This is a genomic window from Limnochorda pilosa (assembly GCF_001544015.1).
Taxonomy (GTDB): domain Bacteria; phylum Bacillota; class Limnochordia; order Limnochordales; family Limnochordaceae; genus Limnochorda; species Limnochorda pilosa.
The window spans coordinates 2,811,037-2,824,006 of record NZ_AP014924.1 but is presented as its reverse complement, the minus strand read 5'-3'; the positions used below and the strand labels follow the sequence as shown (position 1 = coordinate 2,824,006).

Annotated in this window: 10 protein-coding genes; 6 read left to right on the top strand and 4 right to left on the bottom strand. The window is 71.3% G+C overall.

Going from position 1 to position 12,970, the window contains the following annotated elements; translation table 11 throughout:
• Window positions 1–33 precede the first annotated feature (33 nt).
• On the bottom strand, window positions 34–1,014 hold the full coding sequence (locus tag LIP_RS12515; protein ID WP_068138942.1) for a L,D-transpeptidase family protein: 981 nt from the start codon (window positions 1,012–1,014) through the stop codon (window positions 34–36).
• An 832-nt stretch (window positions 1,015–1,846) separates the two neighbouring features.
• Between LIP_RS12515 and spoIIP the strand changes: the two genes are divergently transcribed.
• On the top strand, window positions 1,847–2,677 hold the full coding sequence (spoIIP, locus tag LIP_RS19000; protein WP_158509677.1) for a stage II sporulation protein P: 831 nt from the start codon (window positions 1,847–1,849) through the stop codon (window positions 2,675–2,677).
• Here spoIIP and LIP_RS12505 read toward each other — a convergent pair.
• Window positions 2,674–3,099: a hypothetical protein gene (locus LIP_RS12505; protein WP_144440473.1), complete on the bottom strand. Its 426-nt coding sequence runs from the start codon at window positions 3,097–3,099 to the stop codon at window positions 2,674–2,676. The genes spoIIP and LIP_RS12505 overlap by 4 nt on opposite strands.
• Before the next feature lie 68 nt (window positions 3,100–3,167).
• Window positions 3,168–4,748: a murein biosynthesis integral membrane protein MurJ gene (gene murJ / locus LIP_RS12500; RefSeq protein WP_068138933.1), complete on the bottom strand. Its 1,581-nt coding sequence runs from the start codon at window positions 4,746–4,748 to the stop codon at window positions 3,168–3,170.
• 136 nt (window positions 4,749–4,884) lie between these two features.
• Between murJ and lepA the strand changes: the two genes are divergently transcribed.
• On the top strand, window positions 4,885–6,684 hold the full coding sequence (gene lepA / locus LIP_RS12495; protein ID WP_068138928.1) for a translation elongation factor 4: 1,800 nt from the start codon (window positions 4,885–4,887) through the stop codon (window positions 6,682–6,684).
• 29 nt (window positions 6,685–6,713) lie between these two features.
• Complete coding sequence (gene hemW / locus LIP_RS12490) at window positions 6,714–7,943, top strand: radical SAM family heme chaperone HemW (protein WP_068141996.1); 1,230 nt, start codon at window positions 6,714–6,716, stop codon at window positions 7,941–7,943.
• Here hemW and LIP_RS12485 read toward each other — a convergent pair.
• Window positions 7,937–8,764, bottom strand: coding sequence for a DUF4058 family protein (locus LIP_RS12485; RefSeq protein WP_144440472.1), 828 nt, complete (start codon window positions 8,762–8,764; stop codon window positions 7,937–7,939). The two genes, hemW and LIP_RS12485, sit on opposite strands and share 7 nt — an antisense overlap.
• A gap of 480 nt (window positions 8,765–9,244) precedes the next feature.
• Between LIP_RS12485 and hrcA the strand changes: the two genes are divergently transcribed.
• The 3 genes from hrcA (at window position 9,245) to dnaK (ending at window position 12,966) form a co-directional block, all read left to right on the top strand.
• Window positions 9,245–10,276 carry a heat-inducible transcriptional repressor HrcA gene (gene hrcA, locus LIP_RS12480; protein WP_144440471.1) on the top strand — a complete coding sequence of 344 codons (1,032 nt, stop codon included), beginning with the start codon at window positions 9,245–9,247 and terminating at the stop codon, window positions 10,274–10,276.
• Between the two features lie 103 nt (window positions 10,277–10,379).
• Entirely contained in the window at window positions 10,380–11,078 is a 699-nt protein-coding gene (grpE, locus tag LIP_RS12475) for a nucleotide exchange factor GrpE (RefSeq protein WP_068138921.1), read from the top strand.
• Window positions 11,071–12,966, top strand: a complete 1,896-nt coding sequence (dnaK, locus tag LIP_RS12470) for a molecular chaperone DnaK (protein WP_068138919.1) — start codon at window positions 11,071–11,073, stop codon at window positions 12,964–12,966. The genes grpE and dnaK overlap by 8 nt, the downstream gene beginning before the upstream one ends.
• Window positions 12,967–12,970: the final 4 nt, after the last annotated feature.

Below are 12,970 nucleotides of genomic sequence, written 5' to 3'. Positions count from 1 at the left end.
CGGCCGTCCCTCCCACCGGGTGCGCCCCGCCTCTCAGGGCACCCGTCTCAGACCCAGCACGAAGTAGACGTCGTCGTAGGTCCGCCCGTCCTCGGGAAGGCCGTAGAAGCGCTGGAGCGCCCGCACGGCCTCCTCCGTCTTGGGCCCGTACCGCCCGTCCGCGAGGCCCAGATCGAACCCGAGCTCCTTCAGCCGCAGCTGCACCTGGACCACGTCCGTGCCGGTGGCGCCCGGCTGCAGGGCGCGGTCGAAGCGAAGCTTGGGCTGGGGCCCCACGATGCGCACCGGCGTGCGCAGGGGCACCCAGCGGTGGAGCTCCTCCACGTCCCGGTTGAACATGCGGATGCAGCCGTGGCTGGCCCGCGTGCCGATGGACCAGGGCTTGTTGGTCCCGTGGATTCCGTAGATGCCCCAGGGCACGTTCAAGCCGAGCCACCGGGTGCCGAAGCCGTCCCCCCACCCCGAGTCCTTGTGGACGATGAGCCACTCGCCGACGGGGCTGGGCGTCTCCCCGGTCCCCACCGCCACCGGGTACGCCTTGTACGGCTTGCCGTCGCTGAAGAGCGTGAGGGTCCGCTCGTTCGTGTCGATCACAATCGAAAGCTCTCCCCGGGGGGCCTCGGAGGGGCCGGCCGCGGCGGGAAGGACCATGTCGCCGGCCAGCGCCCTCCAGGTGGCGCCGGTCACCATCCCGGTGGGGTCCAGGCCCGCGCCCTGCTGGAACCGCCGGACCGCCTCGGCGGTCTGGGGTCCGAAGTGCCCGTCGAGGGGGCCGTCGTACCACCCCAGGTCCCGCAGGCGTTCCTGGAGGGTCCGCACGTCGGGATCGGTCGCGGCGGGCTCGCCCAGACGCAGCACCATTGGTTCCCCACAGAGGGTCTCACCCGGACCGTATGAAGGGGCTTCGTCGCCGGGCTCCTGGGCGAGCGCCGGTGCCGCCGTCCATGCCGAGCAGACCAGCAGGAGGCCCGCCCCCACCATCCGGATGAGCCGCCGGTTGCCGCGGGGATCCATGGCGTTCCACCGACCTCCCGTGCCTGTCTCACGTCCGCTTGAAGATATGGGGCCCGGGTCCCCGGTATGCCTCAGACGTCGAAGGGTGTGCCGGGCAGAGGTGCTCGTCCCGCCGGGAGGGTCCGTGGCGGGACTTGGCGAGTCCGCCTGGCAGGACCACCCTGGAAGTGTCTGGGGCTCGTCCCCCCTGCATAGGCATGGACCAAGAGCGGGGGGGATGGGGATGGCGTTGGCCTCCCGCGCCCTGCGCCCCAGGAAGTGGGCGGGGGTGCTCCGCAGGATTCGACCGGGCGCGCCGCGCCCGGGCGGCCGCCTGCGCGGCCGCGGAGGGTTCCAGTTCCAGGTGCGGGTACGCTCGCTCCCGCGGGTGGCTTGGGCTCCCCGCCCGGTGGCGGGCCGGCGTCCCGCCCTGAAGTGGGGCGGCCGGCCCGGCCGGCCCCGAGCCCGGATGGGCGTGCTGGCTCGCAGCCTGAGGCCCCGGCTCCGGCGCCGTCTTCGGGCCTGGCCCGTGCCCGCCTGGGCAGCGATGACCCTCGTGGCGCTCCTGGTCCTGCCCTTCCTGGGGGACGGCGCCCTGGTCCGCCACCTGGCACCCTACTGGGAGGCGACGGGGGCACCTCTGGCGCGGTGGGTCCATCCCGATGCCACCACGGCGGCCCGACTGGTGACGCGGGCGGCCCCGCACACAGGCGCACCGCCGGCGGATCCCGGTGGGGGGGCCGCGTCGCTGGGCGTCGGATCCGGCGGGGCGTCAGGCCCCGATGAGGCCGGAGGGGTGTGGGCGGAGGCGCGTGCCTGGCTGAGGGATGTGTCCAGGCGGCTTCCGCAGTGGATGCTGATAAGTGAACTCCCCCTGTTGAGCCGGGAGGCAGCCGCCCCGGCCGTCAGCGAGAGGCCCGGGGGCGCGGATCTCCCGGGCGGTGGCAGGCAACCGGCGCCCCCTGAGCCGCCCGCGCCTGCGCCGGAACCCCCGCGTCTGGTCCCCGGCGCGCCCGGGGAGCCTCTGGTGCTCATCTACCACTCCCACACGTCGGAAACGTACCGTGAGCCGGGCAGGGAGCTGCTGCCGGCCGCGAGCTACCACCGGTTCAACAGCCGCGAGACGGGCGTGGTGCGGGCGGGCGCGGCTCTGGCTCAGGCGCTGGAGGCCCGCGGGGTTCCCGCGCTGCACGACACAGGTGTCTACGACTACCCCTCCCACCCCAGCGCCTACCTGGAGTCCGGCCGGGCCGTGGCGGCGCTGCTGCGGCAGCACCCGTCGATCCGGGCCGTCATCGACCTCCACCGCGACACGCCGGCGGACATGACGGCCACCGTGGGCGGCCGGAAGGTGGCCCGGGTCACCCTGGTGGTGGCCACCGCCGTGACGTCCGGCTTGCCCCACCCGGGCTGGCGGCAGAACCTGGCGTTCGCCCAGACGCTGGCCCGGATGATGAACGAGCGGACGCCCGGTCTGCTCGACCGGATCCTGCAGGTGCCCAGCCGGAGGTACAACCAGGAGCTCCACCCGCACGCCCTGCTGGTGGAGGTGGGCTCGTACCACAACACCCAGGAGGAGGCCGACGCCGCCGCCGAGCTCCTGGCCGAGAGCCTGGCGGAAGCGGTGCTGGCCGCGGGCGCCCGCTCGGGCCCACCGGCGGCCGAGGGCCGGGAGACGCCCTAGGCCAGCCGGGCCGCCAGCAGGACGACGGCCAGCACCAGCGCGATCGCCTGGGTCCAAACGCCCCGGGGCGGAGGCACCTGGGGGTGGGGCGTGAGCCCCGAGTGGCTGGGGAAGTGCATCTTCATGCGGCCCTTGAAGAAGAGGTGCGAGACGGCCACCTCGGTGTCGGGGAGCATGCCGCCGATGCCGCCCCAGAGGGCCGCGGTACCGGCCGCACCGCCGGGGTGGACGAGCGCGAGCCAGGTGAGGAAGGCAAGACCCAGGAGGCCGTCCACCACCCCCGGGGCGGCGGTGCGGTAGTCGGTGTGGGGCACCGCGTCCAGGGCTGCATGGCTGGCCGCTCCGGTGAGGAAGGCGCCCAGCGGGTTGCCCGTGAGGGCGCCCAGGGCGGCGCCCGCGAGCGTGTGGATGGAAACCACCACGCCCATCCGCTCCTTTCGGATCGTCTCTTTCCGGAGCCGGTCCGATCCCGGCCGGCTGCCGGCCGCTCCTAACCGGTCTCCTCCGGGGCTCCTGTCACCTTCTCGCGGCGGACGAGCCTGAGAAGGGAGCGGGTCTCCTCCCCCTGAAGGAGCAGGCTCGCCAGCCCGTAGACGACCACGCCCACGGCCACCGGGGCCAGCGTCTCCACCAACCGGCCGCTCAGGGTGGCCAGATCCACCCGGGAGGCCACCTGGCCGTGCACCCCCCAGACCGCCAGGGCCATCAGGCCTGAGGCCGCCAGGCTCGCGGCGGTGCCCCGGGCGAGCCTGCCGCCCTCGATCCGTCTCAGGCGCCGGCGCAGGATGAGAAGATAAAGCCCCAGATTGAGCAGGGTGGTGATGGAGTAGGCCAGGGCCAGGCCGGCGTGGGCCATGGAGGTACGGTGCAGGAAGAGGAGGCTGAGCAGTGTGTTCGTGCCCAGGGCGAAGAGGCTTACCCGCACGGGGGTGCGGGTGTCGTGAAGGCTGTAGAAGACCCGGGTGACGATCTGGACGCCCGAGAGGCCGATGAGCGCCGGGGTATAGTAGAGCAGGGCCTCGTAGGTGGCCGCGGTGTCGCGGGCACCGAAGGCGCCTGCCTGGAAGAGCAGGCGGATGAGCGGCTCTCCCAGCACCGCGAGCCCCACCGCGGACGGAACGGTGACGAAGAGGATGATCCTCAGCCCCCGGCTGAAGGTGTCGCGCAGGGCGTCCGCCCGGCCCAGGGCGGCCAGGCGGCTCATGGAGGGGAAGAGCACGGTGGAGATCCCCATGGCGAAGACCCCCAGCGGGAACTGCATGAGCCGGTTCGCCATGTTGAGGGCGGTGATGCTCCCCTCGCTCAGGGCCGAGGCCAGGTTGGTGCTGACGATGAGGTTCACCTGGGCCACCGAGAGCCCGATGAGTGCCGGCCCCATGAGCCGCAGGATCTCCCGCATGCCCTCGTGGGCCCACTCGAGGATGGGGCGCCAGCGGGCCTTGCGCAGCACGAAGGGGGCCTGGATGAGGACGTTTCCGAACGCGCCCGCCACCGTACCGTATGCCAGCCCGTCGATGCCGATGCGGGGCCCCAGCAGGTACGCGCCCAGGATGATCCCCAGGTTGTAGACGATGGGCCCCAGCATGGGGAAGACGAAGCGCTGGTACGCGTTCTGCACCCCGATGCCCAGCCCCGCCAGCGCGGTGAGGAAGACCGCCGGGAACATGAGGCGCATCAGGTGGATGAGGAGCTCGCGCTCCTGGCCCGTGAAGCGGTAGGCCACCAGCGGCGCCAGAGCCGGGGTGAAGAGCATGCCCAGGACGGCGAAGAGGAGCAGGAGGCCCACCACCAGGTTGAGGAAGGAGCTGGCCACCCGCCAGGCCTCCTCCTCGTCGCGGGTGGCCAGGTACTGGGAGAAGACGGGGATGAACGCGGCCGACAGGGCCCCACCCACCAGGAGGAAGTACATGAGGTCCGGGATGTGGAAGGCGGCCCGGAAGGCGTCGGTCTGCCACGTGCGGCCGAAGACCTCGGCCACCGCCCGCTCGCGCACGAACCCCAGCAGGCGGCTGAGAAGGATGAGGACCATGGTGCCGCTGGCCGCCCGGGCCAGCCCGGCTGCTCTACTCAAGAGGCGTCGGCTCCTCCGATCCGGCTACGGCTTCCCGCCGCCCGCCCGCACGCGTGCCGCCGGGCGTGCAGCTTCGTCTCCGGGAGGACGAACTCCTGCTATAATAGGTCGCGTTGGACGGAGCGGGAGGGTCTCGATGACGTCACGGGAGCGCCTTCGCAACTTCTGTATCATTGCCCACATCGACCACGGCAAGTCCACCCTGGCCGACCGCCTGCTGGAGCGGACGGGCACCATCGATCCGCGCAGGATGACCGAGCAGGTCCTGGACACCATGGACCTGGAGCGGGAGCGGGGCATCACCATCAAGATGCAGGCCGTACGCCTCAACTACCGGCGGCCCGACGGGGAGGGGTACGTCCTCAACCTCATCGACACCCCGGGGCACGTGGACTTCTCCTACGAGGTCTCCCGCAGCCTGGCCGCCTGCGAGGGCGCGCTCCTGGTGATCGACGCGTCCCAGGGCATCGAGGCCCAGACCCTGGCCAACCTCTACCTGGCCCTGGAGCACGACCTGGAGATCATCCCCGTCATCAACAAGATCGACCTCCCCAACGCCGACCCCGACAAGGTCATACGCGAGCTGGAGGAGAGCGTGGGGCTCGACGCTTCAGGCGCGCTCCGGGTGAGCGCCAAGACGGGCGAGGGGGTAGACCAGGTCCTGGAGGCCATCGTCGAGCGGGTCCCCCCGCCCAAAGGCGCCCCGGAGGCGCCCCTGCGGGCCCTGGTCTTCGACTCCCACTTCGACAGCTACCGGGGTGTGGTGGCCTACGTGCGGGTGGTGGAGGGCGCCCTCCGGCGGGGCGATACCATCCGGCTCATGCAGACGGGGCGCGACTTTGAGGTGAGCGACCTGGCCGTCTTCCGGCCGGCGCTGGTGGCGGTGGAGGAGCTGGCCGCGGGCGAGGTGGGGGCGGTCATGGCCAGCATGAAAGACGTCACCGACTGCCGGGTGGGTGACACGGTCACCCTGGCCGCCCGGCCCGCCCGGGAGCCGCTGCCCGGCTACCAGCCCGCGAAGCCCATGGTCTACTGCGGTCTCTACCCTGTGGAGAACGAGGCCTTCGAAGACCTGCGCGACGCCCTCGCCCGGCTCCAGCTCAACGACGCCGCCCTGGTCTACGAGCCCGAGACCTCGGTGGCGCTGGGCTTCGGCTTCCGGTGCGGCTTCCTGGGGCTCCTGCACATGGAGATCATCCAGGAACGGCTGGAGCGCGAGTTCCGGTTGGACCTGGTGACCACCGCACCCAGCGTCGTCTACCGGGTGGTGAGCCGGAAGGGCGAGACGGTGGAGGTGCGGAACCCGGCCGAGCTCCCCGACCCGGCGCGCATCGAGGAGATCCAGGAGCCCTTCGTGCACGCGACCATCCTGACGCCCCAGGAGTACATCGGGCCCATCATGGAGCTCTGCCAGGAGCGCCGGGGGGAGTTCCTCACCCTGGAGTACGTGGGGCCCGAGCGGGCCCGCCTGGAGTACCGCCTGCCCCTGGCCGAGATCCTGCTCGAGTTCTTCGACCGGCTCAAGTCCCGATCCCGGGGCTACGCCTCGCTGGACTACCGCTTCGACGGCTATCGGGCCTCTTCCCTGGTGAAGCTCGAGGTGCTCATCGGCGGCAAGCCCGTGGACGCCCTCTCGGCCATCGTCCACCGGGAGAAGGCGTACGAGCGGGGCCGCCAGCTGACCCAGAAGCTGCGGGAGGTCATTCCCCGCCAGCTCTTCGAGGTGCCCATCCAGGCGGCCATCGGGGGGCGGGTGATCGCCCGGGAGACGGTGCGGGCCCTGCGGAAGGACGTGCTGGCCAAGTGCTACGGCGGCGACATCACTCGCAAGCGGAAGCTCCTGGAGAAACAGAAGGAGGGCAAGCGGCGGATGAAGCACCTGGGCAACGTGGAAGTGCCGCAGGAGGCCTTCATGGCCGTCCTGCGCATCGATTGAGCGCGCCAGGCGGATCGGCCGCCCTCCGGGTGGAGCCGGGCCAGGCCGCCGCCCCGGGGGCGCTCGGTCGCCCGGAGCGGGGGCTCTACGTCCACGTGCCCTTCTGCATCCGCAAGTGCTACTACTGCGACTTCAACTCCTTCCGGCTGCGCGGGCCCGAGCGCGATCGGTTCCTGGACCACCTGGAGCGGGAGGCGCACCTCTGGGTGGGGCGCCTGGGCGTGCCGGCAGGGGGTTCCCGGGCGACCGGGGGCCGCGCGGCTGTCGACACCGTCTACCTGGGCGGAGGCACCCCCACCACCCTGGAGCCCCGGCAGATCGAGCGCCTCTTCCGCATGGTGCGCGACCGCTTCGCCGTGGCCCCCGGCGCCGAGATCAGCGTGGAGGCCAACCCGGGCACGCTTACCCCTGAGAAGCTGGCCGCCCTGCGGGAGGCGGGGGTCACCCGGATCTCCCTGGGTGCCCAGGTCTTCGACGACACCCTCCTCCGGCGGCTGGGGCGCGAGCACGACGCGGCCGCGATCGAAACCAGCGTGGCCCTTGCTCGGGAGGCCGGGATTCCCTCCCTCAACCTCGACCTGATCTTCGCCCTCCCCGGCCAGACCCTGGCGGGCTGGCGGGAGACCCTTCGCCGGGCCCTGGCCCTGGAACCCGACCACCTCTCCTGCTACGGCCTCATCATCGAGGAGGGGACCCCCTTCTACCGGTGGCACCAGCAGGGCCGGCTTCCCCTGCCGGGCGAGGAGGCGGAGCTGGCCATGTACCTGGAGGCCATCGACACCCTGGAGGCCGCGGGGCTGGCCCAGTACGAGGTCTCGAACTTCGCCCGCCCGGGCCACGCGTGCCGGCACAACCTGATCTACTGGCGGAACGGGCCCTACCTGGGGCTGGGGCCGGGCGCGCACGGCTTCTGGGGCGGGGTGCGACGGGCCAACCTGGGGCCCCTGCCCGCCTACGAGGCCGCGCTGGCTGCCGGCCGGCTCCCCCTGACCACCGAGGAGCCGGTGACACCCGACCTGGAGATGGACGAGACGATGCTGATGGGGCTCCGGCTCACCCGGGAAGGGGTGGCGCGCCGGGCGTTCCAGGCCCGCTTCGGCCGCACCCTGGACGAGGTGTACGGCGGGGCCATCCAGGGCCTGAGCGAGCAGGGTTTGCTGGAGGACACGGGCGAGCGGATCCGGCTCTCCCGGCGGGGCCTGCCCGTAGCCAACCAGGTGTTCATGGCCTTCCTGCGGGACGATCGGAAAGCTTACTGAAGCGGTCCCTCCAAACCGCCTGGAGGTTTGTCAAGAGCCGCCAGGAGTCTCTCAGCCCAGGCGGCGGCGTCGGGCCCCAGAGGCGGGATGGGAGGCTTGTGGTACTTGATCAAGGCGTGGTACGCGCCGCGTGCGTAGGTGAGTGCGACGGCCCGCTGCAGGTCCAACTGAACCGGTGGGTCATCGGCGCGGAGGGGGATCGGAACCGCCGGGATGGGTCTCGAGACCGGCCACATCAGGACTCTCGTCTTGCGTCGCACGGGAGCCAGATTCACGTACACCGCGTACACGTCGCCCTCAGGGCCGAAGACCCGCACGGGTCTCCGCCCTCCCCGAAGCAGGTCGATCTCGACCAAGTGGGCCTGGCTCTCGAGCACCTCCCGCCGTTTCTCCAGGTACTCGGCGCGAGTGGCTGCGGCGGGGTTCTTGTTGGCGGGCGAGAGCACCTCGATCACGGTGACGACGTCGCTGCCGTCCCGGGTGCGGATCACCAGATAGGCCTCGCGCAGTGGCTCGGTCGTCTCCTCGACCTCGAACCACGAAGCCCCCTCGGAGGTGACGGCGAAGGCCTCTCCTGAGGGCGCTGTGCCACCTCCGGTTCCCAGCACGGGCGCCACGTGCGCGTCGGGTAGCCGCACCCGAGCCAGGCTGGGGTAAGGGTCCGGGGCGACGTAGACCCGCTCTTCCACGCGGCAGGCGTAACGCGGCAGGAGCGCGGGGTTGAGGATCTCCAGAATCGTGCTGATCAGGAGGTGATGTACTCCGGGCCAGAACTCGGGCGATTCCAGGTACGGATCCATTCCCGGAAACGGTGAAGGCACGGACGTTTCTCCTCCTCGGTTCGAATATGGTCGTGCCAGCCGCGTTCCAGCGTTCCATCGGTGACATTATACCATCTTGTGCCTTGGTTATCTCTTCAGGGAGCAGGAGGAGGGATGTGAACCACGCCACCGGATCCGTGCGATCGTCCCCCCGAGGAGCCTCCTCGGGGGACCCTACGGCGCCGTGCCGGGACGGCCAACACGAACCACCGATTTGCCCCTGCGCGGAGCCGCGCGCGTGGGGGCCGGGGGTCCTGCCGGGCGGCCTCACGGGCCCGGCGGAGCCAGGATGGCGGAGCGGGGCCCGTGCAGAGTGAGCGGAGACCTGGAGGGTCGAAGCGAACGCCCGCCCGGCAGGACCCCCGGCCCCCACGCGCCGCGGCGGCGCCCGCCTTGACAGCGTGGGGGCCCGATGCTATGCTGCCCCTAGCACGTTAGCACTCGCACACGTCAAGTGCTAGCGCCGAGGGTGAGCCCGTCGTGGACACTCGCAAGATGCGCATCCTACAGGCCGTGACCGACGACTACATCCTCACCGCGGAGCCGGTGGGGTCTCGTACCCTCGCGCGCAAGTACGGCCTCGGCGTCTCGCCGGCCACCATCCGGAACGAGATGGCCGACCTGGAGGAGCTGGGGTACCTGGAGCAGCCCCACGCCTCCGCGGGGCGCATTCCCTCGGATCTGGGCTACCGCTACTACGTGGACGGCCTGATGTCGCCCGCGGCCCTGGACGAGGCCGAGCGGCGCGCCGTCGCGGCGGAGCTTGCCGGGCGGGCCGCTCTCGAGGAGCTGGCTCGCTCCACGTCCCACGTGGTTGCGTCGCTGACCCGGTACGCCAGCGTCGCCGTCATGCCCAGCATCGATGACGCCGTGCTGCGGCGGGTGGAGCTGGTGCCGCTGGAGCCCCGGGCCGTGCTGGTGATCCTCGTGGCGCTCCCCGGCATGGTCGAGCACCGCATGGTGGAGACGCGGCGGGCTTGGACCGTGCAGGAGCTGGCCCGGGTGGCAGGCCTGCTCAACGAGCGCCTGGAGGGCGTCACCCTCCGGGACGTGGGGCGCACGGTGTTGCAGCAGATGGCCGATGCCCTGAACGATCCCGACCTCTTCGAGGGGGCGGCGTCGCTCCTGCAGCAGGCCCTGGCCGACACCGGGGACGAGCGGGTCTACCTGGAGGGGGTCGTCAACCTCGTTCACCAGCCGGAGTTCCGCGACGTGCAGCGGCTCCGGCCCCTGCTCGAGTTCCTCGAGCAGAGGGAGGAGCTGCTGAGCACCCTGTCGGGGGGGACCAAGGGCGGCCTCGTCATCCGCATCGGGCAGGAGAACGGGCCCGGCCCGCTCCAGGGGTGCAGCCTGGTGACCGCGACCTATGAGGTGGACGGGCGCGTGGTGGGCGAGATCGGCGTCCTCGGCCCCACCCGGATGGATTACGGCCGGGTGGTGGCGGTGGTGAGCCTGGTGGCCGAGGAGCTGAGCCAGACGCTGGCCGAGCAGGGGCGCCGGGGTCGGACCTGAGCCGTCCCCGGGGCGAAGGGGCGTCCTGCGACAGGGTCCTGCGGGGCCCTTTTTCGTGGCTGCCGCGGGTCGGAACGGCGGCGGCCTCACGGGAGGGAAGCGCATGTCGGAGCAGGGTGACGAGCGTCCGAAGGTCCTGGAGGAGCCGGTCGCACCCGAGGAGCGGGGGACGGACCAGCCCGGGCCCGAGCCGGTCCCCGGGGAGCCGGACGAAGCCGGCGAGGTCCCGGAGGAGTCCGGCGCCCGAGAGGGCCGCGGCGCGGAGCAGGTCGTGCAGGCGCTGCAGGCCGAGCTGGAACAGGCACAGCGCCGGTACGAGCAGGCGGAGGCCACCCGGCAGCAGGTGTGGAACCGGTTCCTCCGGCTCCAGGCGGACTTCGACAACTTCCGCCGGCGTACCGAGCGGGAGCGGGCCGAGTGGCAGGAGCGGGCCGAGGAGGAGATGGTGCGGGCGATCCTGCCGATCCTGGACAACCTGGAGCGCGCCCTGGCCGCGGTTCCGGCGGGGAGCCCTCCCGACCCAAACGGCGCCGAAGTCCTGGCCACAGGCGTGAAGATGGTTTACGATCAACTTCGCGCGGCACTGGAGAAGGTGGGGCTCCAACCGGTGGAGGCCGTGGGACGGGCCTTCGATCCCAGGTTCCACGAGGCCGTGGAGCGGGTGGAGGCCCCGGAGAATGAGCCCGGGAGCGTCGTGGAAGAATTGCAGCGCGGCTATCTCTTTCGATCGAAAGTGATCCGTCCCAGCATGGTGCGCGTCGCGCAGGGTCCTGAGGGTGAAGGAGGCAACGGCATTGGCTAAGGTCGTGGGCATCGACCTGGGGACGACCAACTCGGTGGTGGCCGTCATGGAGGGCGGTGAGCCCGTCGTCATCCCCAACTCGGAAGGAAGCCGCACCACGCCGTCGGTGGTGGGTTTCTCCAAGGACGGCGAGCGTCTGGTGGGCCAGGTGGCCAAGCGCCAGGCCGTCAGCAACCCGGATCGAACCGTCAGCTCCATCAAGCGGAAGATGGGGTCCGACCACCAGGTCCGGATCGACGGCAAGGCGTACACGCCCCAGGAGATCTCGGCGATGATCCTGGGCAAGCTCAAGCAGGACGCCGAGGCGTACCTGGGCGAGAAGGTGACGCAGGCGGTCATCACCGTTCCCGCCTACTTCACCGACGCCCAACGGCAGGCGACCAAGGACGCGGGCCGCATCGCGGGGCTCGAGGTGCTTCGCATCATCAACGAGCCCACCGCGGCCGCCCTGGCCTACGGTCTGGACAAGGAGCAGAGCCAGATCATCGCGGTCTACGACCTGGGCGGGGGGACCTTCGACATCTCCATCCTGGAGCTGGGCGACGGGGTCTTCGAGGTGAAGGCCACCAGCGGCAACAACCACCTGGGCGGCGACGACTTCGACCAGCGCGTCGTCGACTGGATGGCCGAGGAGTTCCGCAGGCAGTACGGCATCGACCTCCGCCAGGACCGGATGGCGCTGCAGCGCCTGAAGGAGGCCGCGGAGAAGGCGAAGATCGAGCTCTCCGGGCTCCAGCAGACCACCATCAACCTGCCCTTCATCAGCGCAGGGGCCAACGGCCCGCTCCACCTGGACCTCACCCTCAGCCGGGCCCAGTTCAGCCAGATGACCCGCGACCTGGTCGAGGCCACCGTCGGTCCGGTGCGGCGCGCCCTGGAGGATGCCGGGCTGCAGCCGTCGCAGGTCGACAAGGTCCTCCTCGTGGGCGGCTCCACCCGCATCCCCGCCGTGCAGGAGACGGTGAAGGAGCTCTTCGGCAAGGAGCCCCACAAGGGGATCAACCCCGACGAGTGCGTGGCCGTCGGCGCGGCCATCCAGGCCGGTGTGCTGGTGGGCGAGGTGCACGACATCGTCCTCCTGGACGTGACACCCCTCTCGCTGGGCATCGAGACCCTGGGCGGCGTGATGACCCGGCTCATCGAGCGGAACACCACGATCCCCACCAGCAAGAAGCAGGTCTTCACCACCGCCGCCGACCACCAGACCACGGTGGAGGTCCACGTGCTCCAGGGCGAGCGGCCCATGGCGGCCGACAACGTCACCCTGGGCCGGTTCCAGCTGGCGGGGATCCCCCCGGCCCCCCGGGGCGTGCCCCAGATCGAGGTCTCCTTCGACATCGACGCCAACGGCATCGTCAACGTCTCGGCCAAGGACCTGGGGACGGGCAAGGAGCAGAGGATCACCATCACCTCCCGGGGCAGCCTCTCCGAGGACGACATCAGGCGGATGGTCGAGGAGAGCGAGAAGCACGCCGAGGAGGACCGGAAGAAGAGGGAGCTCATCGAGCAGCGGAACGCGGCCGACGGCCTCATCTACTCGGCCGAGAAGAGCCTGAAAGACCTGGGCGACAAGGTCACCTCCGACGACCGCAGCCGGATCGACGCGGCGGTGCAGGCGCTGCGCAAGGCGATGGGCGGGGAGGACGTGGAGGCCATCAAGGCGAAGCAGGAGGCTTTGAGCCAGGCGCTCTACCAGGTGACCACCCGCATCTACCAGGCCCAGGGCGCCGCTGCCGGGGAAGGCGCCGGCGGTTCCGGGGCGGGCACCGCGGGCGGGCCCCAGGCGGCCAGCGCCGGCCCCGACGGGGAGCCGGGGCGCGACCCCAACGTGGTGGACGCGGACTACCACGTCAAGGACGAGCCTGAGCCGAAGGAGAAAGGTGCCTGAACGG

Excerpts from the sequence above, each read along its gene's own strand:
- LIP_RS12515 (WP_068138942.1), bottom strand. The coding sequence starts at position 1,014 with ATGGATCCCCGCGGCAACCGGCGGCTCATCCGGATGGTGGGGGCGGGC.
- spoIIP (WP_158509677.1), top strand. The coding sequence starts at position 1,847 with ATGCTGATAAGTGAACTCCCCCTGTTGAGCCGGGAGGCAGCCGCCCCG.
- lepA (WP_068138928.1), top strand. The coding sequence starts at position 4,885 with ATGACGTCACGGGAGCGCCTTCGCAACTTCTGTATCATTGCCCACATC.
- grpE (WP_068138921.1), top strand. The coding sequence starts at position 10,380 with ATGTCGGAGCAGGGTGACGAGCGTCCGAAGGTCCTGGAGGAGCCGGTC.